This is a genomic window from Salinicola aestuarinus (assembly GCF_003206645.1).
Classification (GTDB): domain Bacteria; phylum Pseudomonadota; class Gammaproteobacteria; order Pseudomonadales; family Halomonadaceae; genus Salinicola; species Salinicola aestuarinus.
Window position 1 is genome coordinate 837,055 of sequence record NZ_PZJP01000005.1, and the last position, 26,540, is coordinate 863,594.

At 61.1% G+C, this 26,540-nt stretch carries 24 protein-coding genes; 11 read left to right on the forward strand and 13 right to left on the reverse strand.

Annotated features, from left to right (window positions below):
* The first annotated feature begins 41 nt into the window (after positions 1-41).
* Entirely contained in the window at positions 42-668 is a 627-nt protein-coding gene (locus tag DOM41_RS09205; protein ID WP_110686514.1) for a LysE family translocator, read from the forward strand.
* A gap of 220 nt (positions 669-888) precedes the next feature.
* Here the strand turns inward: DOM41_RS09205 and DOM41_RS09210 are convergent, their stop codons facing one another.
* The 5 genes from DOM41_RS09210 to DOM41_RS09230 form a co-directional block, all read right to left on the reverse strand.
* Positions 889-1,524, reverse strand: coding sequence for a LysE family translocator (locus DOM41_RS09210; protein WP_110686515.1), 636 nt, complete (start codon positions 1,522-1,524; stop codon positions 889-891).
* 85 nt (positions 1,525-1,609) lie between these two features.
* Entirely contained in the window at positions 1,610-2,248 is a 639-nt protein-coding gene (locus DOM41_RS09215; RefSeq protein ID WP_110686516.1) for a LysE family translocator, read from the reverse strand.
* Between the two features lie 104 nt (positions 2,249-2,352).
* The gene (gene bla / locus DOM41_RS09220) at positions 2,353-3,246 is read right to left on the reverse strand and encodes a class A beta-lactamase (RefSeq protein ID WP_110686517.1); all 894 of its coding nucleotides are present in this window, start codon (positions 3,244-3,246) and stop codon (positions 2,353-2,355) included.
* Positions 3,247-3,502: 256 nt separating this feature from the next.
* Complete coding sequence (locus DOM41_RS09225) at positions 3,503-4,012, reverse strand: GNAT family N-acetyltransferase (protein WP_223160956.1); 510 nt, start codon at positions 4,010-4,012, stop codon at positions 3,503-3,505.
* Between the two features lie 68 nt (positions 4,013-4,080).
* Positions 4,081-4,614, reverse strand: coding sequence for an HPP family protein (locus DOM41_RS09230; RefSeq protein WP_188112380.1), 534 nt, complete (start codon positions 4,612-4,614; stop codon positions 4,081-4,083).
* 1,010 nt (positions 4,615-5,624) lie between these two features.
* On the opposite strand from DOM41_RS09230, the gene drt3a reads away from it, so the two are divergent.
* The gene (gene drt3a / locus DOM41_RS09235; protein WP_157956900.1) at positions 5,625-6,941 is read left to right on the forward strand and encodes an antiviral reverse transcriptase Drt3a; all 1,317 of its coding nucleotides are present in this window, start codon (positions 5,625-5,627) and stop codon (positions 6,939-6,941) included.
* The gene (gene drt3b / locus DOM41_RS09240; protein WP_110686520.1) at positions 6,931-8,880 is read left to right on the forward strand and encodes an antiviral reverse transcriptase Drt3b; all 1,950 of its coding nucleotides are present in this window, start codon (positions 6,931-6,933) and stop codon (positions 8,878-8,880) included. Before drt3a ends, drt3b begins: the two co-directional genes overlap by 11 nt.
* Before the next feature lie 386 nt (positions 8,881-9,266).
* Here drt3b and DOM41_RS09245 read toward each other — a convergent pair whose 3' ends face one another.
* Entirely contained in the window at positions 9,267-9,806 is a 540-nt protein-coding gene (locus tag DOM41_RS09245; protein ID WP_110686521.1) for an AAA family ATPase, read from the reverse strand.
* Between the two features lie 157 nt (positions 9,807-9,963).
* Entirely contained in the window at positions 9,964-11,247 is a 1,284-nt protein-coding gene (locus DOM41_RS09250) for an MFS transporter (RefSeq protein ID WP_110686522.1), read from the reverse strand.
* A gap of 505 nt (positions 11,248-11,752) precedes the next feature.
* On the opposite strand from DOM41_RS09250, the gene DOM41_RS09255 reads away from it, so the two are divergent.
* Positions 11,753-12,367 (forward strand): DUF2076 domain-containing protein, encoded by a 615-nt coding sequence (locus DOM41_RS09255; RefSeq protein WP_157956901.1) that lies wholly within the window; start codon positions 11,753-11,755, stop codon positions 12,365-12,367.
* 155 nt (positions 12,368-12,522) lie between these two features.
* Here DOM41_RS09255 and DOM41_RS09260 read toward each other — a convergent pair whose 3' ends face one another.
* The gene (locus tag DOM41_RS09260) at positions 12,523-13,329 is read right to left on the reverse strand and encodes an AraC family transcriptional regulator (protein WP_110686524.1); all 807 of its coding nucleotides are present in this window, start codon (positions 13,327-13,329) and stop codon (positions 12,523-12,525) included.
* Between the two features lies 1 nt (position 13,330).
* A complete protein-coding gene (locus tag DOM41_RS09265) occupies positions 13,331-13,951 on the reverse strand; it encodes a LysE family translocator (RefSeq protein WP_110686525.1) in 621 nt (206 codons plus the stop codon).
* A gap of 222 nt (positions 13,952-14,173) precedes the next feature.
* On the opposite strand from DOM41_RS09265, the gene DOM41_RS09270 reads away from it, so the two are divergent.
* From DOM41_RS09270 to DOM41_RS09285, 4 genes are all read left to right on the forward strand, one after another.
* A complete protein-coding gene (locus tag DOM41_RS09270; RefSeq protein WP_188112381.1) occupies positions 14,174-15,862 on the forward strand; it encodes a DUF748 domain-containing protein in 1,689 nt (562 codons plus the stop codon).
* 69 nt (positions 15,863-15,931) lie between these two features.
* The gene (locus DOM41_RS09275; protein ID WP_110686527.1) at positions 15,932-16,294 is read left to right on the forward strand and encodes a GFA family protein; all 363 of its coding nucleotides are present in this window, start codon (positions 15,932-15,934) and stop codon (positions 16,292-16,294) included.
* 204 nt (positions 16,295-16,498) lie between these two features.
* Entirely contained in the window at positions 16,499-18,163 is a 1,665-nt protein-coding gene (locus DOM41_RS09280) for a putative bifunctional diguanylate cyclase/phosphodiesterase (protein WP_110686528.1), read from the forward strand.
* A gap of 116 nt (positions 18,164-18,279) precedes the next feature.
* Positions 18,280-18,717, forward strand: a complete 438-nt coding sequence (locus tag DOM41_RS09285; RefSeq protein WP_110686529.1) for a BLUF domain-containing protein — start codon at positions 18,280-18,282, stop codon at positions 18,715-18,717.
* A gap of 61 nt (positions 18,718-18,778) precedes the next feature.
* On the opposite strand, the gene DOM41_RS09290 is transcribed toward DOM41_RS09285, so the two are convergent.
* On the reverse strand, positions 18,779-19,039 hold the full coding sequence (locus DOM41_RS09290) for a type B 50S ribosomal protein L31 (protein ID WP_110686530.1): 261 nt from the start codon (positions 19,037-19,039) through the stop codon (positions 18,779-18,781).
* Positions 19,040-19,236: 197 nt separating this feature from the next.
* Between DOM41_RS09290 and DOM41_RS09295 the strand changes: the two genes are divergently transcribed.
* Entirely contained in the window at positions 19,237-19,536 is a 300-nt protein-coding gene (locus tag DOM41_RS09295) for a hypothetical protein (protein WP_110686531.1), read from the forward strand.
* 19 nt (positions 19,537-19,555) lie between these two features.
* Here the strand turns inward: DOM41_RS09295 and arfA are convergent, their stop codons facing one another.
* From arfA to DOM41_RS09310, 3 genes are all read right to left on the reverse strand, one after another.
* Complete coding sequence (gene arfA / locus DOM41_RS09300; RefSeq protein ID WP_110686532.1) at positions 19,556-21,067, reverse strand: arabinosylfuranosidase ArfA; 1,512 nt, start codon at positions 21,065-21,067, stop codon at positions 19,556-19,558.
* Between the two features lie 112 nt (positions 21,068-21,179).
* Entirely contained in the window at positions 21,180-22,652 is a 1,473-nt protein-coding gene (locus DOM41_RS09305) for an MFS transporter (protein ID WP_110686533.1), read from the reverse strand.
* A gap of 504 nt (positions 22,653-23,156) precedes the next feature.
* Entirely contained in the window at positions 23,157-23,435 is a 279-nt protein-coding gene (locus DOM41_RS09310) for a hypothetical protein (protein ID WP_110686534.1), read from the reverse strand.
* A 462-nt stretch (positions 23,436-23,897) separates the two neighbouring features.
* On the opposite strand from DOM41_RS09310, the gene DOM41_RS09315 reads away from it, so the two are divergent.
* Both DOM41_RS09315 and DOM41_RS09320 read left to right on the forward strand, forming a co-directional pair.
* The gene (locus DOM41_RS09315; RefSeq protein ID WP_110686535.1) at positions 23,898-24,815 is read left to right on the forward strand and encodes a CHAD domain-containing protein; all 918 of its coding nucleotides are present in this window, start codon (positions 23,898-23,900) and stop codon (positions 24,813-24,815) included.
* An 83-nt stretch (positions 24,816-24,898) separates the two neighbouring features.
* Positions 24,899-26,482 (forward strand): BCCT family transporter, encoded by a 1,584-nt coding sequence (locus DOM41_RS09320; RefSeq protein ID WP_110686536.1) that lies wholly within the window; start codon positions 24,899-24,901, stop codon positions 26,480-26,482.
* The last annotated feature ends 58 nt before the right edge of the window (positions 26,483-26,540 follow it).

The window sequence follows — 26,540 nt, forward strand, 5'->3', positions numbered from 1 at the left end:
CGTATGACCATCGAACGGGTCGTCAAGAAAGAGGAAGTTTCATGTTTCCATTGGACATGTTTGTGACTTATACAGTGGCGTGCTTGCTGCTGGTTATCTCACCGGGGCCGGATAACCTGCTCGCCATCGGCCGAGGTTTGAGTCAGGGGCGATTGGCGGCGGTCATGTCAGGCATGTCTTCTGGGGCGGGTATCCTGTTTCATGTCGTCGCCGCGACCTTCGGACTCACGCTGCTTATTCAAACATCCGAGTTGGCCTTCTATGTCGTCAAGCTGGTGGGGGCGGCTTACCTGATAGGGTTGGGTGTGAAGGTGCTTCGTTCGAGGAATCTGTTCTCATTGGCGCCAACGGAAAAACAGTCTTTGAAAGTGATCTTCTCGACGGGTTTCCTATCCGCTGCGCTCAATCCGAAGCCAGGCCTGTTTATTCTGGCCTTTGTCCCTCAGTTCGTGAATCCCAGCTTAGGCTCGGTGACAACTCAGATGATCGGCTATGGGGTGTGGTTTGCCGGATTGACTGCGATCGGTTTTAGCTTGATGGGTGTGTTTTCTTCTCACTTGTCCGAGTGGCTGAGAAAAAAGCCCCGATTAGCGTCCGGTTTGAATGTGGGCGCCGGTGTCACCTTCGTCTCTTCCGGGCTGGCCGTTGCGTTGATGAAGCAGCGATAATCGCAAAGCCTCGCGAACGGTTGGCATCCGCTCTGACTGCCAGCCTGTCAGGGGTCTGATCCCCCACCAGAAGCGCTAACGCCTGGGAGACATTTCCTCCCGCCTTTAACGCCTGTCATACCTGATGGAGCACACCCCGTCGCGTTCGTGGACCTTCATCGCGGATGCCTTTTCCTAGCCCGCCGGCGGTATCGCGGCCGACCGGCCGAGAGAACGGTCATCACCGGTGCGAAGCGGCAAGCGCCCCACCGGCGGCCACGAACAGCCCCCCGGTGGCGCGGTTGAAGATGCGCACGCGGCGCGAGGTGCCGAACCAGCGGCTCACCGTCGAGCCGAGCGAGGCGTAGGTGGTCATCGTCGCCAGATCCACCATGAGCCACGTCAGTGCCAGAATCACGAACTGCGACCACTGCGGCTGGCTCAGGTCGATGAAGTTGGGGAAGAGGGCGCCGAAGAACAGCAGATCCTTGGGGTTGCTGATCCCCACGGTGAAGCCCTTGGCGAACAACCGCCGGGTGGCGCGAAGGTCTGTCGAGGTCTCTTCTGTCGTGCCGGGCGCAGCCATCGGCTCGGCGGGTGCCCGCCACGCCTGCACGCCGAGGTAGATCAGATAGGCCGCGCCTACCGCCTTCAGCACGACGAAGGCGGTTTCCGACGTAGCCAGGATCGCCCCCAGTCCCAGTGACGACAGCGCCATCAGCGCCAGTGATGACAGCGCGCCGCCCACCACCGTTGCTAGCGCCCGGCGGCGACCGTGGCGCAGCCCGTGACTCATGCAGAGCAGGGCCACCGGCCCGGGAAACAGAATCAGTGCGGTGATGACGCCGAGATAGGTGAGCCAGACAGCGAGGTCCATCGGGGATTCCTGTTATTCAAAGGCGTTCAGTAAGATTCGGGGTGGGCCACTAAGGTGACCGCTCAGGCGGATTGCGTCGATTCGGCTAACGCTGTGCTTCGCGCAGGCCGGACCACACCAGACTCGCCCCCATGACGCCGAACGACGCCGCGAAGACGCCCTCGAACCAGCGCCCGGCGCGGGCGTAGCCGCGTACCGCCACGCCGGTCGAGAAGAGCCAGGCGTAGCCGCCGTAGATTGCAAGGCCCGAGAGCGCCCCCAGCGGTCCGAAGGCGAAGACCTGAAGCCCGCTCAACCCCTTGCCGAACAGGAAGGCGGCCACCGCCGTCCACATCAGCGCCGCCTTGGGATTGGTGAGCAGCACCCAGAAGCCGCGACGCCAGGCCTCGCCGTCACTGAAGGTCCGAGCCTCCGGCATGAAGGCCGAGCTGGCGCCGGCACGCAGCGTCGCCCGCGCCGCCTTGATCGCGAGATAAAGCAGATACCCGCCGCCGAGCAGCTTCAGCAGCAGAAGCGACGACGGAAACGCCTGAATGAGCGCGCCGAGGCCCAGCGCCGTGGCGAGCGACCACACCAGCATGCCGGAGGCGACACCCGTCACCACGAAGAGCGCCGGCCGCCGCCCCTGGGCCAACCCCACGGAAGCGACGGCGGCGAGGTTCGGCCCGGGTGCTGCCTGCGCCGCCATCACACCGAGCCAGGTCAAGATGTAGATCGAAACCACGATAGCCTCCTTGGAAAGCGTGCCTGGGCAACGAAGTGCCCATGGCGATGACAGCACACCCGCCGACGTTCAGCCGGGCGACGTTCGGCCCGGCTTGCGGCGGTTCAAACGGACGCGGCGAGCCGGCCGATTTCGGCGACCACATCGTCCCGCTGCGTCTTGCTGGCGTCCGGCAGGTAGGTGTATGCCACGGCGATCACCGCTCCGCGATCCCCCGGCCAGGCGATGCCGATGTCGTTGGCGTTGCCCGCGCCACTGGTGCCGGTCTTCTCGCCGATCAGCCAGCCCGTCGGCATCCCCGCCCGCAGGCGAGCGTCTCCGGTCTTGCCCTCGATCATCCAGGCGGCAAGCTGATGGCGAGACATCGGCGAGAGCGCCTCCCCCAGCAGCAGCGTGCGAATCGTCTGCATCATCGCCAGCGGGGTGGTGGTGTCGCGCTCGTCGCCTTCATGGCCGTGCGCGTTGAGTTCGGGCTCCATTCGGTCGAGGCGAGTCGTCTCGTCGCCGATACCGCGCAGAAAGGCGGTGATGCGTTGCGGGCCGCCGGCGCTCTCCACCAGCAGGTTGGCCGCGGCGTTGTCGCTCCACGCCGCCGCTGCCTGACAAAGCTCGGCCACCGTCATGCCCGGGCTGCCGAGATGCTGCTCCGTGATCGGCGTCCACCCGCCGAGATCCGACTGGCTGACCTCGATGCGCCGGTCCAGCGACTCGTCGCCGCTATCGACCCGCGCCAGCACCGCCGCCGCAATGAAGAACTTGCCCGTGCTGTTGAACAGAAAGCGCTGGTCACCGCGATGGCTCGCGACCGCACCGGTGGCGACATTCATCAGCGCCACCCCCACGCGACCGCCGTGGCGTGCCTCCAGCGCTGCCAGCGCACGCTCGAGGTCGCCGCCGCTGGCGGCATTCGTCGAGTGGGCAAAAGCGGGTCGAAGGGTCAGCGCCAGCGGGAGCAGGGCGGTCGCGGTCAGCAGTTTACGGCGGTCGATCAGTGGCATGAGAGGCTCGAGGCTTCCAGGGGAAACCCCGAAACTAGCCCGAAATGGCGGGGAAGGGTAGACGTCGAACGTCGCCGAGGCAGAGACCGGCGTTCGGCATCGTAGGCCGGCTCGCTCTCGGCCTGGCGCGTGCTCGACTGGGTAAGCGTTCGGCTGGGTAAGCGTTCGGCTGGGTAAGCGTTCGGCTGGGTAAGCGTTCGGCTGGGGGCGTTCTCGGCTGGGAGCGTTCTCAACTAACGCCAGTTGCGTCGGGCGATCAGAGGTGGCGCTTCATGAGATAGTCGTTATCCACCACGTCGCCCATGCGAAATTCGTGAACACCATCGATCACGAAACCGAGCTTTTGGTAGAACGCGATCGCCGCGAGGTTGTGTTCCCACACTCCCAGCCAGACGAGAGCGGCCCCGCGGCGCTCGGCGATGGCCAACGCCTTGTCGTAAAGCGTTCTGCCGTAGCCTTGCCCCTGAAGCGAGGCGAGCAGGTAGATGCGCTCGATCTCCAGCGCATTCACGTCCTGACGCTCGGTTTGCGCTTCCCCCCAGTTGACCTTGAGATAGCCGCCGCACGTGCCGTCGACCTCCAGCAGCCAGAATTCGGACTGGCTCGCCGCGAGTTCACGCGCCAGCGTCGCCGTATCGAAAGCGGATTCGAGGTACTGCGCCATCGTCTGCGCCGAGTAGTGCGCGGCAAACGTCTCGGTGTAGGTGGTTCGACTCAGGGCGGCGAGAGCGTCGATGTCGTGTTCTGTCGCCTGTCTCACGATCACGGGCATGGATCCTCGGGGTCAGTACGAAGGGAAGCTATCGAGGGGGAGACGACAGGACACTAACACGCTCACAGCCAGTGCTGCGGATACCGCCGGTGCCGCGCCAGATTGTTGATCAGCACCGCCACCACCAGCATGAGCAGGCAGCCGGCACCCACCGGGAAGAACGCATAGGCCCAGCCGAGTTCGTGCAGCTCGCCCGAGCCGATGACCGCGATCAGCGCCGTGGCGCCGCCCGGAGGGTGCAGCGTGTGCGTCAACTGCATGACGAGAATGGAGGTGGAGACCGCCACCGCCGCCGCGATCCAGGTATCGCCCAGCAGCGACCAGGTGGCGAAGCCACAGAGCGCCGACAGCACGTTACCACCGAGCACGTTGCGCGGCTGCGCCAGCGGGCTCTCCGGCGCCGCGTAGAGCAGCACCGACGTCGCCCCGAACGAGCCCACCATCAGCAGCGGATGCGCCTCGATCGACTGCGAGCTGATCCAGCCGACCCCCGCCATACCCAGAAACGCACCGATCCACGACCAGAGCGCATCGCGCCAGCACGGTGTGCCCCGGGAGACCGGCGCGCCCTTCATCTTGCCCAGATAATTCTTCAAGACGCCTCCGCAATGGTCGATCAAAAGGATCGCGGATATTGCCACCGGCCAGCGCCGCGCTGAAATAACGGATGGCTATGGACTTAGGTGGCCCAATGGGCTGGATAAGAGAAAAAGCGGCGGTAATGGACTTATGGACTGCTCGTTTGAGATCCCCGTTCGCTGTGGTCAGTCGCTAGCCGCTCAAGCGCTGCTCCCCGCCGGCGCGCTGTCGACTCCCCGCCCCGCCTGCGCGCTAAACGGGTCGGTTTTGATGTAGCGTTGCAGAGAGCGCTAGCCCGCGCCGTTGCCGGGGAAGCAGGCTTATAGGTAGGCCGAAAAATGTTGCGGAATGATGCATTTTGAAGATGCGTCGTGGGGCAATTCTGATTATGACCTGTCTACGCTTTAGTTTTTCCTGAGAGCATTCGCGAGTGGTTCTATCATTGCGCTCTCGAGCTGCGAGCAGGGCTAACTTTAGCCGGTCGTGCGCGATCAGCACCTCTCCCCACTCGTGCGCTAAATGGGCTAAAAATTACGCAGGTGCAAAAATGGCCTCGAGCCGCACCACTGTTGGCGCAGAAGAGGTGAATAGGGTACAAAAAAATATGCGGATTGATGCGGTTCTACCTATCCCTGACGGTGGGAAGCGATTGAATAACGCTTAAGTCTGTCGGTATGGCGCCAGATAGACTTAAGGTGCATTCCGGAGAAAGCCAGAGTAAGCCAAAGTGTTATTGAATGGTAATAGAGCAGTAGCCTCTGCCGTTACTGGGGCCGGCGTGCTACCGACTCCAGGCCCATCCTGCGAGCTAAATGGGCCGGTTTTGATGCAGCGTTGCAGATGGCTTCAAAATGTGCCGTTGCTGGGACGACGGGGCGATCCGCCGGGGCGTGATAAACGAAGCGGAAGGATGCATTCTGAACTCGCAGTTTTGCTGAGCTAATTCACCTAGTTCGGTGAACTTGGTTGCTTTTCGCTTTTGTCGCTTCAGTTATGCTAAATGGGACTTGGCAGGATAAGGAAGATAATGATTTCCCAGGAATTTAGTGCAAGTGCAATGAATCGTCTTCGAAGGCGTGGTGCTCAGTTTGATTATCGAGCTGATGACGGAACCATCCCGATCAGTGAAGATCAGTGGCGGAAAGTCCTGTATAAAGTGCAAGACGAAATTATCCAAGGGTCGTACCGCTACCGGAGTTTTAATGTAAAGAAGCTTGGAGATAAAAAGCTTCTTTTTACAACGAAAAGCTTAGAAAACATTCTGGTCATAAGAAAAATAAATGACAATGTTCGTAGGGCTTATCGAGTTAGACAGGCAAACAGGCACGATACGGTCGTCCAGGTAAAGCAAGCTTTGGAAGAGTCAGTTCCCAAGCGTATATATAAGTTAGATATAAAATCTTTTTATGAGTCAGTGCCAAAGAGAAAACTTTTGTCGAGTTTGAAGAAAGACCGCCTTTTGTCTAATGTCACTCTGGATCTTATTGATAAGTTGTTTAAATATACAAGCCACTTAGGTGCTAGGGGGTTGCCTAGAGGGTTGCAGATCAGCGCTACTCTTTCTGAGTTGGTGGCTCGAAGGTTGGAGCAGGATTTAAGAGAGATTGATGGAGTTTATTATGTCGCTCGGTACGTAGACGATATAATTATTCTTACGAATAACGTGAAGTCGGATTTAATTCCAGATATTTCGCGAAAATTTGCGTTTCACGGTCTATCTCTGAACGATAAGAAGTTGTTGGAGCATAGTGTCAAATGTCGGTGCAGTGAGGGCTGTAGTCATAAAAATGGTTGCCCATGCGCGAGAAAATGTTCATGTAAACCTATCTTGTCCAACAATAGTATGCGAGAGCTAGATTTTTTAGGCTACAAGTTGGCTTTTCCAGATGTTAACGGTCCGAATCAAAGCAAGCCTAATGACATTGGTGTCTACTTAGCAGATAAGAAGGTTGACAAGTATAAGCGTAGAGTGTGGAGGGCCGTCGAGGATTTTCTTCGAACCCAAGATCAAGAGATGCTCTTGAAGCGAATCATGTATCTGACGGGGAATCATAAAATAGCAGAGTCTGATGATGGTTCGGCGTTATACGGTGGGATTTATTATAATTTTAACTTGTATGCCTCTTTGGCTGAGCCGGGTTTGTGCTTCGATAACAAGCTTGCTTCATTGGACCGTTTTTTGGAAAAGGCCCTTTTGCGAGCCTTCAAAATATGTCCTGTAACGCGTCTAACAGTTAGGGAAATTCTCTCTCTTACCTTTAGTAATGGGTTTAAGTGGAGGCGTAGGCGCGCTTTTACTCCATCTGAGATCGTGCGTATAGGAGCGTGTTGGAATGAGTTATAGAGTTGTCCAAGTTGATAAAACAGATCGCGCCCGAGTTCTTCTGACAGAAGTTTTGCCCTATGAAATGCCGATTTTTTTTACGAATTATAATTTGTATGGGTTTAAGAAAAGGTTGGACGCTGCTTGTGTTTTCCCAGCTTTTATACATACTATGTTGAAAGCGGCTGGAAGTTACACGATACCTTTTACATACACAATCTCGAGAGGGGGTGGGAAGTTACGAACTATCTCGTTGATGCATCCTTTTAGTCAGTTGGAATTCGCTGATTTTTATTCAAAGTGGGATCATTATATTCTCAATCAGTGCTCAAAGAGCGAGTTCAGCCTCAGGCGCCCATTTCAGGTTGGGTCGGTTTTTTTTGAACCCAGTTTACAGGATCATAACCCTATTGAAGGTGATGTGGCTGGTGATATAGCTCCAGGCAGTACTGCTGACCAAAGGTCCAGCGCGTCATCCTATTTTTATTATATTAGGTACAATCAAATCTGGCGGTTTTTCGACTCGACCGAATTTAGGCGTGTTGAGCAAAGTTTTAGAAAAATGCTTAAGCTTGACATTTCGAAATGTTTTCATAATATTTATACCCACTCAATATCTTGGGCTGTAAAAAATAAGTCAGTGGCAAAGAAGTATCGCGATGCCAAAACTTTTGACAACGATTTTGACAAGCTGATGCAAAGGGTTAATTGGTCTGAAACCAACGGGATACTGGTGGGGCCTGAAGTCTCAAGATTGTTTGCTGAAATAATCCTGCAAGATGTTGATCAGAAGATTAAAGAAGATCTTTCTCGGAAAGCTATGTGGCCGGATAAGATATCCATTTATCGGTATGTTGATGATTATATGATTTTTTATAATCACGACGACCATGCGATAGAGGCCAAAAAGGCTGTTGAGCAGTCTCTAGATTTTTATAAACTTTTTTTAAATGAATCCAAGACTGAGTATTTTTCCTCCCCATTGATTAGCGGCTTAGCGATGGCTAGAGACTCGTTAAGAGAATTGTTTCGAGAGAGAATTGATGCGGTCGCGAAGTGGGACGCCCCAACTGAAGATCATGTCGTTAGGCCGGTAGTTAATCATCGGTCTCCAGATTATCTTATAAAGGCTATAAAGAAAATAGTTAAGCTGCATGATGTGGGGTACTCAGATATCTCCTCTTATTCATTGTCCGTGATCTCTCGTATGCTTTATAAGGGGGTTCTGGTTTTAAAAGGAGAGGATGTGGTGTTAGAAAATCCATCGCGCGTGTTAGCTGTGATGAATTATTTGTTAGAGGTGGTTTTCTTTATATACAGGATGGATATTAGGGTTAATACAACTTATCGGCTGGTGTCTATTTTAATTAAGGTTAATGAGGTCGCTTCTTATTTTGGCGGTTTGTCAGGCATATTGAAAAATGAAGTTCTTGATCATGGTATGTCTGTGCTGAAGCAGGCAAGACAAGTTGAAATTGGGTCTTGCGAGATTTCAACCTTAATTCCTTGTTTGTACTACATATCGGGCCCTCGTGCTATTTCACCAGATGATTTGGTGTATTTTCTAGGCTTGGAAGATGAGTCGGTTGAGGCGAATTACTTTTGTATAGTTGCAGCCTTGTTTTGTGCAGAGCAAAAACATGGTTACGACAGAGTGAGGAGGGTAGCGGTTGAGAGGGCATTGCAGATAATAGATTCGGCAGACAAAGATGTTTGCTCAGACACGCAAGCCTTTGTTTTAGCAATGGATTTGATTTCTTGTCCCTATGTCTCGGATGAGGTGAAGTCTGCTGTATTAGATAGGCTTTCGGTCAGCGTTCAGTTAAAACCATTGAAGGTTAATGACAGGAATCAAGTAAAAAAATTTATCGCTGATAATTTAGCGTTTTGCGATTGGGGGGGTAACGAATATCTACCGGTCATGTTAAAGCGCAAAGAGGGTATGCCCGCGTACGATTAGTGGTAAGTTGTTAACAGAGGTCGTAGTAGGGTCTTGCAGGCAAATTGTCTGTAGTACGAATGGGATGCATTGTACTAGGCACTTATTCGTCGGCGGTCATAGCGTGTATAGGTACGTGCACGGGGGCTGTGACCACATGCCACACACACGACGTCCCTACTACGGCCTCCCCTCCTAGCGGTTTTTGTCCCCCCGTTTTCTTGCCGGACATGGCCTTATGTGATGTATCTAAGCCTGCGCTTAGTTTATCGGCCACCGTCAGGCTCTGAGACGTAAAGTACCTCGCTATCACGTCAATAAAGATTTTTGGAGAGGTGGTATAAAAAATGGCATAACATTGGTTTTTGTACTGATTTTTTAATAAAAACAGTTAGTTATCGTTATTTTTAGTCCTGCCTAGTGACCTCCTTCACCAACACGTCAACACCCCGCCGTGTCCGCAACCGCACGAACCGAATGTGCGCGTAGCGCGGGTCCTGCATCACCGTCTCGTAGCGGCGGCGGTGGCTTCGCCATGTCTTCAGCGTCCAGAGGAGGACGGACTCGCGGCTGAAAAAGGTACGGCGCACGCTCTCGCGGTTGCCGGTGCCGGGCCAGAGCTCTTCCCGGGTGCGAATGCGCTGGATGGCGCGGCCCAGTGCCTGACGCAGCGTGCGCCAGAAGCCGGTATCGACCCACACGATCATGTCGACGTCGCGCCATTTGATCTCGCGGGTGCGGTGGTAGTTGCCGTCGAGAATCCAGCCCGGCGTGGCCGAAAGCGCCGCGCGCAGGTCGGCGAAGAATTCGTCATTGGGGGCGATCTGCCAGTTCGGTCGGAACTGCAGCCGGTCCATCGAAATCACCGGGAGGTCGAGCGCCTCGGCGAGACGATAGGCGACGGTCGTCTTGCCGGTACCGCTGGTACCGACCACGTTGATCTTCATGGGCGCTGGCTCCCGGCGCGTTGAGAGGGCGGGGCAGGATACGCCCCCGCCGCGTGCCGGTGAAGCCGCTGGGGGGTCGATGCCATGGCACACGGGCAGAGCACTGCCGAGCGGCCATGGCTTAACGTCGCTTACCAAGGCACTTCTCGGGCAACGCCTAACGCGCGGGGGCCTCTTGCGCCGTCGTCTCCTCGATATCCTCCAGCGGTTCGCCGTCCTCGTTCTGGAGCTGGCTGTCGTAGGCCGCTTGCAGGCCGGGTTCGTTGTCGGCCTCGTCATCTGCCTCCTGACGAATATGGCCGGGATAGAAGGGCGAGAGAATCGCCACCAGAATGCCGAGCGCGGCCATGATCGAGAAGGCATCGGCGTAGTCGACGGCGTCGATCAGGGCGCCCATCACCGGGGAGCCGGTGGCCTGGCCGACCGACACTGCCATGAAGGGCAGTACCGGCCCCACCGATAGACGTCCCGGCAACAGCCGAATGCCGGTCATCAGGTAGAGCCCCGTCAGGCTCATGTAGGCAAGGCCGAACAGCAGTGCGGAGAATGTCGCCAGCAGCGGCTGGGCGGGGCTGGCCGCCAGCAGCGCCAGACTGGCGGCGAGCATCATCAGCATCAGCGCCTGGGTGATAGGCGGGTTGTTGCGGTCCGCCAGGTCCGCGGCGGCGGCACCGCCAAGGCCGGCGAGCCCCACGGCGAACCAGAGCCACCCGGTCATTTCGGGAGAGAGACCGCCCAGGGTAATCGCCAGATCCGGCGCGAAGATCCAGTAGGCGGAAGAGACGAAGCCCATCAGAAAGGCAAACAGCGTCAGCCGTGTCAGCCGCGACCAGGGTAGCTCGCGCAGGGGCGGCGGGGCCGCGGCGTTGGCGGGCGTGAAGGGCGTGATGGAGGGCAGAAACACCCAGGTGGCGGCCACCCCGACCACCGCCAGTAAGGTGAACGAGAGATAGGCCAGCCGCCAGGCATCGGCCATGAACAGCACCGTGGGCACGGCTACCATGATCCCGATACTGGTGCCGGCGTTCATGACGGAGCTGACGCGAGCGTGCAGCGCGCGTTTGACCATCGCCTGCATGCCCGTGGTGAGCGCCGGCATCATCAGACCGGTACAGATGCCGCAGGCGAAGACGCCTGTTCCCAGCATCAGGGCGCTGGTGGCCTGGCTGATCAGTGCCAGACCGGCAACGCCGAACACCCCTGAAAGTACCGCTGCGTAGCGGGCGCCGAGGCGGTTGGCGACGGTGGGTGCGGCCAGGGTGGCAAGCAGAAAGCTGATGAGCGGCAGCGCCCCGATGATCCCGATGAGATAGGGCGAGAGCGCGAGTTCGTTGCGAATCTGCGGAACGAAAAGCCCGAAGGCGAATCGCGCAAGCCCGTAGCTGATGGCCACGAGCCCTGCGCCGAAGGCGGCAAATGTGGTGCTCGAAATCGCGCGCATGGGTGCCCCCTGAGACCGAAAAATGGGTAAGCGCTTCAACGCGGAGTCCTTCCTCGTTGAGGCGCTGCGCCGTCAAATTAGCCTAGCCCAAAACGCAGGGTCTCGAACGGGGTCCGCCGTGCGGACGGGGCTTATCCGGCGCCCTACGGTTCGGCAGTGCAACATCGCTCTCGTTGAGGTCCCGGGTGGTCTGCGTATCGGTGAGGGGCGCGCCGGCAAGCCTCGGTGTGGCGGCAGCAACGCCGAGGCGTAGAGAGGCCGGTGACAGGGTCCTCACGCCATGAGGTAGATCGTCGACAGACGACGCCCTGACTCTCTGCCTGGGAGATGACTACGCTATGAAGTGAGGCTATCCATTCTGGCCATGAAGTCCGTCTTGGAACGATGTGTCTGACGTCTGCCCGTTAAGGACGTTGGCTCAGCACGTCAATGATCGACGTCCATGACGTGCGGGCTCGCCGCGGGAACGCAACTTCCCGTCGCGAGTCTCAGCAGGAACCGGCGGATGCACCGTCGGCGCGGACTCACTCGAGAGGTGATGACGATGGCGATGAACGACGAAGAGAAGCGCTTGATCGATGGGCTGTTCGACCGGCTGGCGCAGGCCGAGCGGGAGACCGGCGAGCGCGACCCGCAGGCCAGCGAGCAGATTCAGCAGCGCGTCGCGGCGCAGCCGCAGTCGCCGTACTACATGGCGCAGACGATCATCATTCAGGAAGAAGCGCTCAAGCGTCTCAATGACCGGGTCGAAGAGCTGGAGCGTAACGCGCAATCCCAGTCCAGCGGCGGCTTTCTGGCGGGGCTTTTCGGCGGCGATCAGAGCCGCGCCGGCACGCCGCAACGCACGCGGCGTGCGCCGTCGGACGACTCCAGTTTCGGCAAGGCGATTCGCGCCGGCCGCGGGGGCGGGTTTCTCGGCGGTGCGCTGCAGACGGCGGCGGGGGTGGCCGGCGGCGTGCTGCTCGGCAACATGCTGATGGATATGTTCAGCGGCGGCGAGCCGGGCATGGAAGCGGACATGGCCGCGCAGGACACCGACTTTCAGTCCGATGAGCACCAGGGGTTGGACGCCGGCGCCGACGGCGGTCTCGACGACTTCGGTGACGACGACTTCCTCTGAGCCCTGGCCGGCGGCGGTCGCTCTCGTCGCCGGCGCTGGGTCAGCGTGTCGCGAGTCATGATGTCGATAGTCGTGATGTCGGTTCGTGCCCCGTGCCCCGTGACGCCTCAAGCGCATCTTCCGGCCGCGGTTCTTCCGATCATGCGCCTTGCGCTTTATCCCTGACGCAGTAGCGTTCGCCATCGCGAGGGCGTGACGCCGAAGGCCTGCTTGAAGGCGCGGGTCAGATGGCTCTGGTCGGCGAAGCCTGCCGTCAGCGCGGCCTCGCTCAGGCCGCTGCCGCCGGTAATCAGACGGCGGGCAAAATCCAGTCGACGCAGCGTCAGATAGCGATACGGACTGGTGCCATAGAGGGCGCGAAAGTCTCGTGTCAGGGTCCAGCGTGGCTGGCCGGCGATGCGTTCGAGATCCTCGAGCGTGACCCAGTGTCGATAGTGGCGTTCCAGATAGTGCCTGACTCGCTCCGCCGCCAGACGGTCGGGCGTGACGCGGGAGCGCGCCCGCCGGGCGTCGCCGCTTGCGTCCAGCGCGGCGGCGAGGTCGATGAGGCCGTTCTCCTCCTCGAGCGGGGTGAGCGGCGCATCGAGCGAGTAGAGCAGCCCGCAGACCGCGCGGCGCAGCGCGTCGTTCTGGGTCAGCCCGCCGCTCACGTAGGGCAGCGGCCGGCCGTCGAGGGCGGTCTGGATCAGCGCCGGCGACACGTAGAGCATGCGGTACTGAAATCCGGCATTGCCGCCGGCGTGGCCGTCGTGGAGTTCGTCCGGGTGGATCACGATCACCGTGCCCGGCAGGCTGCTGCGGTGGCTGCGTCGATAGTGAAAGCTCTGGACGCCCGAGAGCGTAATCCCGATGGCAAAGGTGTCGTGACGATGCGGGCTGTAGGCGTGGCCATGAAAGCGCGCCTCGAGCCGGTCGATGCGAGTGGCGGGCGCGACGACACACCAGTCGGAAGTGTAAGTCATGTCATCTTGCCTGCAAGAGAGGGAGTCCGTAGTCGTAGAGCAGTAGTCCGGCGACCACGACCAGCAGCAGTGCCATCGACCGATTGGCATTGCGCAAGTATCTCGGCTGCGTGATGCGTTTGCCAAGCGCCTTGCCTGCCAGGAAGTACGTCGCCGGCGCGCCACCGCCGCCCACGGCAATCAGCGCGGAGACGGCGACGATCGCAAGGCCGGTGTAGCCGCGCCCGGGGAACATCACCGTGGTGATGGGAACCACCAGCAGCGAGTTCTTGGGGTTGAGTAGCTGCATGAGGAAACCGTCGCGAAAACCCAGCGCCCTGGCGGCGCCGTCGTCGTTGGCGGCATCGGCGGCGTCGATCTCCGGCGTGGCGCGGTAGACCTTGAATGCCAGATAGAGGATATAGAGGCTGCCGGCCAGCGCGATATAGGGAATCAGCCGCTCGACGACGAAGAGCTGCCCGGCGAACCCGACCACCACGAACCAGCAGAAGATCGCCAGCGCCACGCCAGCGAAGAAGCCCCAGGTTCTGGCGAGCGGTGCGCGCAGTCCGGCGTTCATTCCCAGCAGGTTCACCGGCCCCGGGGTGTACATCACGGTGAAGGCGTAGAGCAGGATTTCCATGGTGGGTGTCGGCAGCCTGTCTTGATGGATCGGGTGAGCAGCGTAGCGCCGCTGAAGAGGCCCGGTCTTGAACGATCCTGCAGCGCCCCCAAAGACACGGATATGCTTCGGTGCCCCGGCTCTCCCGGCGTGCCCGATGAGCCTTGCGTGCTATTCTCGCAGCACTGTTGTCGGCGCTGTTGCCTGCCGCCGGCTCGCCCCATTGATGCCAGGGAGTGTGTCATGTCTACGTCTGCCCGCCGCCAAGTGCTCACGACGCTGACGGTCATCGCCGCGCTGGTGCTGGCGCTCTATTTCGCCGGCCCCTGGGCGCTGCGGCAGTGGGCGCAGAATCACTTCACCCAGACCCTGGGCCAACCGGTGCGCGTGAGCCACCTGAGCTTCAATCCGTTCACCCGCACGGCGGATTTCACCCACCTGCGCATCGGTGAAGTCCACTCGCCAATGATTTTGGTGGGCCACGGTGAGGCGACGTTCGAGTGGTCGACGCTCTGGCAGAGCGGCGTGCATCTGTCGCAGGTGTCGCTGGATTCGCCGCGGCTGCGTCTGGTGTCGCCAGACGATGGTGCTCTCAACGTCACGCGTCTGGGGGCAAGCGACGATGGCTCGGCGCCCAATGATTCGACGAGTTCGCAGGAGGGCGCGTCGTCGCTCACGATCGAGCGCCTCTCGGCCAATGACGGGCGCATCGACTGGACCGACCGGCGTGGCGCCTCCGAGGCTTCGGTCTCGGCATTCGGTATCGACCTCGCTCTAAAAGACTATGCCCGCGGCAGCGACAGCCCCATGCAGGGTGAAATGAGCGGGGAGTTTGGCGAGGGGTCGTTCACGTTGAAGGGGCAGTTCGGTATTGCGCCGTTCACCGGTGACCTCGACCTTCAGGCCGACAAGGTCGCGCTCGCCACCGTTCAGCCCTGGCTCGACCCCGTCGCGGCGCTGCGCATTCGGCGCGGCAGTGTCAGCGGCGAGGGGCGTGTGCGCTTCGGCGAGGCGGGAGCGCTGGCGTACCAGGGCGGTGTGGGACTTACCGGCTTGGCGCTGCAGAACGAGGCGGGGACGACCCTGCTGACCCTCGACCGCGGAGATTTCGAGGGACTGGACTGGCAGCTGGGCGATCACCTGATCATCGATGCCACCACCTTGAGCGCGCCGGACCTGATGGCCCAGGTCAGTGCCCAGGGCGAGTTCAATCTGACCGCGCCGTTCAGTGGCGGCAAAGAGTCGGGCAACGACGCCTCTCAGACGAGTGCGGGCGAGGCATCGGCCGCGAGCGACGCCGCCGAGATAGCGCTGGCGCTGCAGCAGGTCACCGTCGAACAGGGCGTGTTCGAGTTCGAGGATCACCGCATGGATCCTGTCGTCGCGCTCGATGTCTCGAGTATCGCCGGGGAGATCGAGGGCTTCGACACGCGCAGTGCCAATCCCGCGCGCTTTCACTTTCAGGGCGCCGAGAGCGACCGGACACCGGTGATGCTGGAAGGCAATGTCGGCTTCGGCGAGGCTCTCGATGCCCATCTGCGATTGACCAGCCAGCGGCTGACGCTGCAGCAGTTTGCACCTTATTTCCGCCAGCTTGCCGGCTATCGCATCGACCACGGCATCGCCGATCTGGACCTCGACTACCGGCTCAAGGGTGAGCGTCTGAGCGCGCGCAACCATATCGTCCTGCACCGGCTGGATCTCGGTGAAGAGGTCGCGCCCGGGGAAACCTCGCTGCCCCTCAAGAACTTCGTGGCGCTGCTGCAGGGCGAGTCTGGCGAGATCGATCTCGATATTCCCATCGATACCACGATCGACGGCAGCCGCGTGGATGTCAGCGTGGTTGTCTGGCAGGCGATCACCGAATCACTGGAAAATCTGATCACCTCACCCGTCGATACGCTGCAGGCGGTCATCAATAGCGGAGAGTGAGGCGACGTTGTGACTGAGGTAACGTCGTGACTGACACGAGAGACAAATGAGGCGACGGCGACGAACGAGATGGCAAGCCGCGTGACCGGTGAGACGCTGCAGTGTCGCTGCGACGGCGGCAACGTGATCATCGAGGCGCCCCGGCCCGACAGCGTCACGCTCTGCGACTGCAGTATCTGTCGGCGCTACATGGCGCTGTGGGCCTATTATCTTCCTGACGCCGTCACGGTTCGCATTGGCGAGCCAGGCGTCGAACGCTGGCAGCGAAACGAGCGCGTCATCGAGTTCGTGCGCTGCGCTGACTGTGGCGGCGTCACCCACTACCGCACGCTGTCTGGCGACCCCGACCCGCTGATTGCCATCAACTGCCGGCTGGCAGAGCCCGAGTGCCGCGAGATTCCGGTGCGTTACGTCGCCAACGCCGGACGCTGATTCCTGACTTCCGTGTTCGACCCGCGAGGGCCGGGCCTGCGTCATCGGTGTCTCCCCGGCTGGCGGTGAACGGATGGGATGGGTCAGGTGTCGATAAGATATCTGAAGAAAACTTTGGAGATTATCGCCTCGCGGCCGATAGCTGATCTCGACGCCGGAGATAAGTCTGACACCGGACTCGCTCGGGGGAGATAGGGATTGGGGATGACTATGACGGATCATTTGACGCCTGACACCAGCACCGACGGCGCGACATCGGCGGCCGGCGGCCTCCTCGAGCAGGCGGTGCGATCGGGCTCACTGGCCATTGCGCTGGTCGACGCCCAGGGAACCATTGTCGATGCGACCCCCGCGTTTATCGACTTACTCCCCCCGGAGGCGGTCGAGGCAGGTGGTGCCTTGCGGCTCGATGCGCTTTTCTCGCCCGATGACCATCGTCTGGCCGCCGGGCTCGCCAGCGATGGCGCCGGGGTGCTTCGAATCGAGCACTCCGGTGGCCCGTTGGCGCTCAGCCTGGGCTCTCTGCAACCCGTGGGGCGCCTTGTCACGCTGATGCCCTTTCTGGAATCGCCCTGCATCGACAAGGCGGTCAGCGATCCGTTGACCGGGCTCGGTAACCGCAACGCCCTGAAACAGATTCTGGCGCAGTGGCAGGCCGAGGCGGACCCCGAGGCGGAGCGCGTCGTGCTGATGATCGATCTCGATCGATTCAAGCAGGTCAACGACACGCTGGGACATCCCATCGGCGACGATCTTCTCGTCCATGTGGCGGGCCGTCTCGAGCGCACTCTCGATGGGGACGGCGCGGTGCTGCGCCTGGGCGGCGACGAGATGATCGTGGTCTACCGCGATGACGACTACCCCCGGCAGACCGAGCGGATGGCGCAGGCCATCGTTTCGCGGCTGGCCCGCACCTTTCTGATCGGTGGCCACCAGATCGATATCTCCGCCAGCGTGGGGATCGCGTGCTTCGATCCGGAAGAGGGCGATACCTCGCGGCTGCTGATGCATGCGGATCTGGCGCTCTACGCGGCCAAGACCGGCGGTCGGAACCAGTACTGTTTCTTCGAACCCCATCTCGAGTCGGCGGCGCAGGCGCGCCGCGACATGGAGGTGAGGCTGCGGCGGGCACTGGCACTCGAGGAGTTCCAGCTCGTCTATCAGCCTCAGATCAGTCTCTCGGATGGCTCGATCTCCGGCTTTGAAGCCCTGATCCGCTGGGTCTCCGAGGATCACGGGGTCGTCCTGCCGGCGCAGTTCATTGGCCTCGCCGAGGAGATCGGCGAGATTCATGCGATCGGCGAGTGGGCGATTCGGACTGCCTGCCGGGAAGCGGCGGGGTGGGATGCGCCCTACAGCGTCGCGGTCAACGTCTCGCCGCTGCAGTTCGAGGGCGGACGGCTGGTCACGGCCGTGGCCTCGGCGCTGGAAGAGAGCGGCCTGGACCCGGGGCGTCTCGAGCTCGAGATCACCGAGGAGGCGCTGATCGACAAGACGCGCGAGATTCTCGAACAGCTCTGGACGCTGCGCGAGATGGGTGTGTGCATCGCGATGGATGACTTCGGCACGGGCTACTCCTCGCTCGGCTATCTGCGGAATTTCCCCTTCTCGCGTTTGAAGATCGATCAGTCATTCGTTGGCGGCGCGCCGGACGAGCGGTCCCGGACCCTGGTCAGCGCCATTCTGGTACTGGCCAACGAGCTGGACATGACGACGATTGCCGGCGGGGTCGAGACCGAGCAGCAGCATCAGATTCTGACCCAAAGTGGCTGCGTCCGGGCGCAGGGGCATTTCTTCGCGCCGCCGATGCCGCCGGGCGCGATCGCGGCCTACTGCGCCGGCGTCGCGAAGACGGTAGGCGCCGGGTAACGCCCGCGCTCCCCCGTCGCTGACGCAAAGGTGATGGGGGGCGATATTACCGTTGGCAGGATAAGCGGTTGCTGATAGCCATAGACCGATCAACGACTGCGGTGAGGGAGGAATGAATGCCCGAGCGACTACGCAAGCTCGTCTATTTGAGCCACGCGACGCTGGGAGTGGAGATGCGCCTGCTGCTTCCCGAAGTGGAAGATATTCTCGCCACCTCGAGACGCAGGAATGCCGAGTCGGGGGTGACCGGGGCGCTGATGTTCAACCATGGCTATTTCGCCCAGGTATTGGAAGGGCGGCAGGACGCCCTCGAGGCGACCTTCGAGCGCATTCAGATGGACGAGCGCCATGACCATGTGTCGATACTGGCCTACGATATCGTGCCACGCCGCGTATTCGAGAGCTGGTCGATGGGCTGGGTCGGCAACGACGACGGGCAGACGGCAGGTACCTTCGCCGGGCTCACCGAGCGGGTTGATCGGCAGACCCGAGAGCTCGCTGGGGAGCGGATCTACTCGCTGTTGTGCCGGCGCATGCACGATGGCGGGGCCTGACCCCGCCACCGTGCCGATATCGCAGCGCCCGGCGTGCCAAGTGCGGCATGGCGCCCTCGAGTTACTTGCGGCGGGTAGAGACACTGCCGAAGCGACGCTGGAACTGCGCGGCGCGACCCTCGCTGCCGACCTCGCGCTGCTTGCCGGTGTAGAAGGGGTGAGAGGCCGAGGAGATATCCAGATTGACGAGCGGATAGGTATTGCCGTCTTCCCACTCGATGGTTTCGTTCGATGTCATGGTCGAGCCGATCTTGAAGTAGGCGTCGACGCTGCTGTCGTAGAAGATGACCTGACGGTAATCGGGATGGATACCACTGCGCATAGTGCCTCCTGAGTGGATAGTGAGCGGGCTGAAGCGCACTATATGCGCAATGTTATTACATTACAATATTGCGGCAAGCGCCTTGTCCCGCGACAGCGTGACGGTGGGGCGAGCGCAGAGGCCCCTGCCCGAGGGAGAATGCGTGGCCCGTGCGCATTCCGGTATCATGCTAACTTCATGTCGCCCGAGCAGCCTGTATGCACAACGTTTACGTCCCCGTCGTCGCCATCGTCGTCGCCTTCGCCGCCATTTTCGGCTTTCAGGCCTTCTCCGAGAGTCACCTCGACGACGATATCGCCGATAAGATCGCTGCCTCGCTGGGTACCGACACCGGCGTGGGTATCGAAACCATGGAGTCGGTCCAGAAGGGCTACGGGTTCTGCGGCACCTACGTTACCGACGGTGCCGCTCCCGCGCCGTTCTATTTCAGCAAGGTCGACGAGCGGGTGGTGCTCGACACCGACGCCCGCGAGTTACAGAACCACTGCATGGATTGAGCGCGACGGGTGCGCGTCCTCAGGACGCGCGTAGCCGCAGGCAGTGATAGCTCAGCGGGGGCACCTCGCCCCGCAACGTGTGCGCATCGACCGCAAGGCCGCTGCCCGGGACCGGCTGGATGCGCTCGGGGTGGCCGGCATCATTCACCGCCTTGAGATCGTCGCCACGCAGACACTGGTGCTCGACCAGCGCCAGGCTCTCGAAGCCGAGTAGCTCGGTGTCGAGGGCGAGGGCCTCGTCGGGATGGCGGTTGACGATGAACAGCGTCAACCAGCCGCCGGATTCGTCGTGGACCGCGCTGATGTCGAGATAGGAGACGCGGCCGACGTCCGTTGCCTCGTAGGTGGGGCTGTCGACGGCGAGCCTCAGCGCATTGCCCTGGCCGTAGCGGGAGGCAAAGTAGAGCGGATAGAAGATGCTCTGCTTCCAGGCAGCGCCTCCTTTTTCGGTCATGATCGGTGCGATCACGTTCACTAGCTGCGCCATGCAGGCGATCTTGACCCGATCGGAGCGGCGAATGAAGGTGTTGAGCACGCAGCCGATCAGCAGGGCGTCTTCCAGGTTGTAGACGTCCTCGAGGATCGGCGGGGCGAAGGGCCAGTCGTCGCCCTCCAGCACCTGACGGTCCCGCTCCTTGCTGTGATACCAAACGTTCCACTCGTCGAAGCAGATATAGACCGACTTCCGGGAGCGCTTCTTGGCCTTGATATAGTCGATCACGCCGCCGATGGAGACGATGTACTGATCGACCTGCTCGCTCAGCGCGAGATAGTCGCCGAGTTGATCGCTGTAGTTGGTGAAGTACATGTGCAGCGAGATGTAGTCGACGGTCTCGTAGCACTCGTCGAGCACGCTCGCTTCCCAGCTCGGGTAGCTCTCCATGTAGGGATTGGAGGAGCCGCACGCCACCAGCTCGATCGATCGGTCGAACGCCTTCATCGCCTTGCCAGTCTCGTGCGCGAGATGCCCGTACTCCGCCGCACTCTTCTGGCCGATCTGCCAGGGGCCGTCCATCTCGTTGCCCAGACACCAGAGTTTCACGTTCCACGGCTCGGCGCGGCCGTTGGCGATACGCAGATCGCTCCAGGCGCTCCCCCCCGGATGATTGACGTACTCGAGAAAATTGCGCGCGGCGTCGATCCCGCGTGAGCCGAGATTGACCGCAAGCATCATCTCGGTGCCGGCCTTGGCCGCCCAGTCGGCGAATTCGTGGATGCCGATCTGGTTCGACTCCCGGCTGTGCCACGCCAGATCCAGTCGCACCGGTCGCTGGTCGCGCGGGCCAATGCCATCCTCCCAGTTGTAGGCAGAGACGAAGTTGCCGCCCGGGTAGCGCACCATGGGAGGCGCCAGCTCCTTGACCAGCGTCAGCACGTCCTGACGGAAGCCATCCTCGTCGGCGGTGGCGTGATCGGGCTCGTAGATGCCCTCGTAGATCGCGCGGCCCATGTGTTCGAGAAAACCGCCGTAGAGACGCGGGTCGATCTGGCTGATGACGTAGTCACGATGCAGTTTGACGCTGGCTTTCATAACCGGCTCCTGGGGTGTGGGGAGATCGCTACGTTCGCGGTCGCGGGAGAGCGAAAAGCCAACCGGGGGCGCAGCAGGCCGCCCGGTTGGTGAGTCTTTCGTGCGTTGGCGCTCAGGCGAGTTGCCCGTCGGCGGCCGGGTCCTGTTGTGCGCGTCGGCTGTCGAGGTCACGGCGTATGTCATCCATCTGGCGGTCGTCGAGACCGAACCAGGCGATCAGTGCCATCAGCAGCGCGATGATGCCGGCGGGGATCAGTGTCAGCATCAGCGAGATGGCGAGGATCGCGCTGTCTGCCTGCTGCTCGACGCCCGCCTCGTAGCCGCCGACCGACAGCAGCAGGCCGACGAGTCCACCGGCTACCGCCAGCCCCAGTTTGAGAAAGAAGAGGTTGCCGGAGAACGAAAGGGCGGTGTTGCGCTCGCGCGTCTTCCACTCACCGTAATCCTCGGCGTCCGCCATCAGTGACCAGGAGATCGGCGTGCCGATGCCGTGGATGAAGTTGATGACGGCGAAGAACAGCGTCGCCAGCAGCGCCCAGTCGTGGGGCACGAAGAACAGCAGGATCGAGCCCAACGCCATGATGCCGGAGGCCGTCATGTAGACGCGCCGCTTGCTGAAGCGGTTGGTAAACCAGGGTGAGACCAGTGAGCCGAGCATCTTGCCGACGATGGCTGCGGTGATGAAGAACGAAATGGCGCCGGCGTCGAGCATCAGCACGTAGGTGGCGAAATAGATCGCCGCGCCCTGACGAAGAAAGAACTGTAGCGCCTGCAGAAAGGTGATGCCGAGAATGATCAGCCAGCGCTCATTGCGTGCCAGCGCCTTGAGTGAATCCAGCAGCGGCTTGCGGGTCTCGTTGATGGGCACGACTCGCTCGCGGGTGGTGGCGAAGCAGAAGGCAAACATGCCCAGCGCGATCACGCTCATCAGCCCCATGGTGAGCTGGAACCCCCGCGCTTCGTCGCCACCGCCGAGCAGCTCCACCAGCGGGAGCAGCGAGGCAGTCAGAATCAGATAGGCCACGCCGGCAAAGAAGAAGCGATAGGACTGAAACGATACCCGCTCCTTGTGATCCGAGGTGACCACACCCCCCAGCGAGCAGTAGGGAATGCTCACCGCGGTGTAGAGCAACGACATCAGAAAATAGGTCGCGAAGGCGTAGGCGATCTTGGCGTTCTGACCCCAGTCAGGGGTGGTGAACAGCAGAAAAATCGAGATCGCCAGCGGTATTGGAATGATCAGCAGATAGGGGCGGTACTTGCCCCAGCGCGTGCGGGTACGGTCGGCCACGAATCCCATCAGCGGATCGGTGACGGCGTCGACGATCCGCATGGTGAGGAAGATGACCCCGACGATCGCCGGGGAGATGCCGTAGATATCGGTGTAGAAATAGGAGAGATACATGACCACGGCGGCGAAGCTCATGTTGCAGCCGGCGTCCCCCATGCCGAAGCCGATCTTCTCCTTCCAGGTGATCGCCGATGGAGCGGAACCGGCACTGGCGGCGTCGTCACGCCGGCCGCTGGCGCCGGTGGATGAACCGCCGGGGCTTGTGTTGCCCCACTCGAGTGTTTTCTGAGCCATGACGTTCTCCGGTTGAGAAAGGCGCCGCGACCCTCGGTCTCTCGTTGTCAGCCCACGGTCGCGTTAGGCTTCTGACTCTAGTGAGCGCGAGTCAGCCTCTCTAATAGATGACGGCACGCAGGTGATATACGTTCGGTTATCGGAGGAAGGACCCACCCGTGATTCAGGGCGTGGTAAACCGACTAACGGTTTTCGCACTTACTAAAGTCGAGCCGTCGTGCGACCAATGTCTGGCGGGAAACCGCAAACCGGATGGCGGGAAACCGCAACTGCGATAGCGGGAAACCGCAACTGCCATGGTGGGAAACCCGGTAGCAGATCTCGGCAAAGTCTGGTGTGCGGTGCGGTGCGGTGCGGATCGCGATTCCGAGTCGGGGGCGCGTTAGTGACTCGAGGCCGCGCAGGCAGGGCGATCGACGTCAGACCCGAGGCAGCCCGGGAAGCGATAACGCCGGCGGCGGGGCCGCCGACGCGGGAGGAGGGTTTTTTCTTGCAGACCAGGGATCAGCACTGTTGAAAGCGTTCGATGCGCAGCCTCACGACATCCTCCGGGCCGATGAGATCATTCAGGTCGTTCTCCGTCAGACCGAGATGCGTGTGGCCTCGCGCGATGGAGGTGTAGGTTTCGCCCTCGCGAATCGCCTGCTCCACCAGCAGCGAGAGCTCCTTGCGGTCATTCAGAGACGCCGGGTCAAAGCGGTGACGCGAGCGCTCAAATTGGTTGGCCTGCTCCTTGCGACAGCGTCGGAGCAGCTCTTCAGTGATGAAACTCGAACTCTTCATATTGCCGATCTCCTCCAATGGGGCCATTTGAGGCTAAGCCGAAGCAGCGGAGAGCGACTATCAACCTTTGGGCGTAGATCGTGCACTGATGCGCCGCGAAAACCGGCAATTGCCTCTTTTCGCGACAACTTTACGTCGATGGTGGGCCTTCGATTTGCCAGGTCGTCAGCCGGTCGAGCCGTCGCCATTCCGGCTAACTGACTGCTGTGGAAAGGTATTTATTCGGCGCGCCGCGGCGCAGAGGAAATGCCTGCGGCGGCAACGGCTCGGACGCGCCGGCCCGCGCAGGCGCGACTAGAATAAGACTTATTGACGACGTAAAGAGCGGCGCTTTTGGCCCCCTCCGCCTTGCCGGGTCCCCGGTGGCCGGCGCCAGGGCGTCTCGCTGCCCGGAATCGGACGCGGCGGGGTCATCGCCGAGCGGCCATCGCCTAGTCACTCTCACCCTCAGGGGAGGATTGCATGCCCTATCGCCTGAAGCCCCAGGAGCGCGTTCAGTCCGGCATTCAACGAATCGCGCTCGAGCAGCTCGAGCGGGCGGCCCAGGCGCTTGAGCGCGAGCCCCCCGTCGAGGCGGTTCACGAATTGCGTCGACGCTGCAAGAAGCTCCGAGCCCTGGTGCGCCTAGTCCGGCCGGCGCTGGGTGAACGCTATACCGAGGAGAACCTGCGGTATCGAGACCTGGCCCGCCGTGTCGCCGGCCAGCGTGACGATCAGGTGCTGATCGAGACGTTCGAGGGCCTGCTCGCGCACTACAAGCCCGAGATCGACAAGCGCCAGTTCACGGCCATCCGTCAGCGCTTGAGCGACTGGCGCGAGCGTTCGCTCGCCGACATGCCGGCGCGCGAGACGCTAATCGCGGGGTTGTCCCAGGCGAAGGAAGCGCTCAACGAATGGCAACTCTCGACCCCGGGCTTCGACGCCGTCGTGGGGTGGGAAGCGACCTATGCAAGAGGGCGGGAGGCGCTGGCAACGGCGAGGGTCTCACCCACCACCGAGGCCCTTCATGCCTTGCGAAAGCGAGTGAAGTATCACCGCTATCACTGCGCGCTGCTGACCGCACTCTGGTCGGCGCCCTTGAAGGCACGAGAGGCCGAGGCCCATCGTCTCTCCGACTGCCTGGGCGAGGATCACGATCTCGCGGTGCTGGCGGCCCGACTGGACCACGAGGCGTTCTCGCGGGTCAATCCCGAGCGCCTGGCCGCGCTCGAGCGCTTGATTCAGCGTCGCCGTGACGCCTGTCAGGCCGAGGCCTGGCCACTGGGGCGGCGGCTTTTCGCCGAGCCGCCCAAGCCGATGCGCAAACGACTGAAACGCTATTGGAAAATCGCTCACTTCGAGTCGGCGTGTCATTCCGACAGCGCTCACGCTCGTTCCTGAACCCAATTTTTCTTCAGTTATATTTGCCGGCGCGCCTACCTCACGGTAGTGTGTCGCGCTTCATGCCTAACGAACCCCTGTCTATGACCCCCGACACCAACGCGCCATCGAATACAGGTGGCCGGTTTGGCGATCCTGTCGTTCTCATTCTGACATTCGGCTTCATACTGCTGTTTCTGGCCGGCTCGGCGATAGCGCCAGAGACCGTCGCCGGTATCATCGATGTGGCCTTCAGTTGGTCCGCCAAGACGTTTGGCTCGCTTTTTCAGCTTCTCATGCTGTTGACGTTCTTCATTGCCCTCGGGGTTGCCTTTTCACCGGCAGGCCGGGCAAGGATCGGTTCTCTCGACCGACCGGACATGAGCACCTTTCGCTGGGTCTCGATCATTCTCTGCACGCTGCTGGCGGGCGGCGGTGTCTTCTTCGCCGCGGGTGAGCCGATCTACCACTTCGTGGTGACGCCACCGGCATTCGACACCGAGCCCGGTACCGCCGAGGCGATTCCCAACGCGCTGGCGCAGGCGTTCTTCCACTGGGGCTTCACCGGCTGGGCGATCCTCGGCACGCTCCCGGCAACCATTCTGTCCTATCAGCACTATCATCGCGGGATGCCACTGCAGCCGCGCACGCTGCTGGCGCCGCTGCTCGGCGACCGCCTCGTCCGCGGGCCGCTCGGCGGGGTGGTCGATGCGATCTGCGCGGTTGCCGTCACCGCAGGCACGGTCGGACCGCTCGGCTTTCTGGCAACGCAGGTGAGCTTCGGTCTGCACGACCTGTTCGGTTTCCCGCGGGGCTACAATATTCAGCTGATGATCCTGATGGGGCTCGGCGCCATCTATGTCACCTCCGCGGTGACCGGGATCGACAAGGGCATCCAGATACTCAGTCGTTTCAACGTGGGGCTGGCGATCGCCATCGGCGCGGTCATTCTGGTCTTCGGTCCGACGCAGTTTCTGGTCGATAGCTGGTTCCAGGGCTTTGGCAGCTATCTCGACAATTTCTTCGCGCTCTCGGCAATGACCACGGTCACTGCCTCGCCGGACTGGATGAAGTGGTGGACGGTGTTCTTCTTCGCCTGGTTCGTCGGCTTCGCGCCGCCGATGGCGATCTTCGTCACGCGGATCTCGCGGGGCCGCACGGTGCGCGAGATGATCGTCGCCACCGCGATCCTGGCACCGGTCGTCACCACGGTGTGGTTCACGCTCCTCGGCGGCTCGGGCATCTTCTACGAGCTCAATGGCGTGATCGAACTCACTGAGCCGCTCAAGAACTTCCAGTTCGATATCGCCACGCTCACGGTGGCCCAGGCGCTCCCTGGCGGTGTCTGGATGGCGCTGGCGATTCTGGTGCTGACCACCATCTTCGTCGCCACGACCGGTGACTCGATGAGCTACGCCGTCGCCGTCGTCTGCGCCGGTAACGACAGTCCCGGTTCGCTGCTGCGCGCGTTCTGGGGTATCACCTTCGCGGCAATGGCGGCGATCCTGCTCTATATGGGCGCGGGGCAGGTCAGCGTGCTGCAGCAGTTCGTGGTCATTCCCGCGGTCCCCGTGGCGATTGTCCTGGTCCCCACGCTCTGGCTGGGGCCGAAGGCCGCCTACGCCATGGCGCGAGAGCAGGGCGTGCTGCCCGAGAAAGTCTCGACTCCGGCCAGACCGGCGAGCTGAAGACACCGTGTCCGAGCGCGCTCGGACACGGTGTGCTGACCCCAATGACAACGCCCCG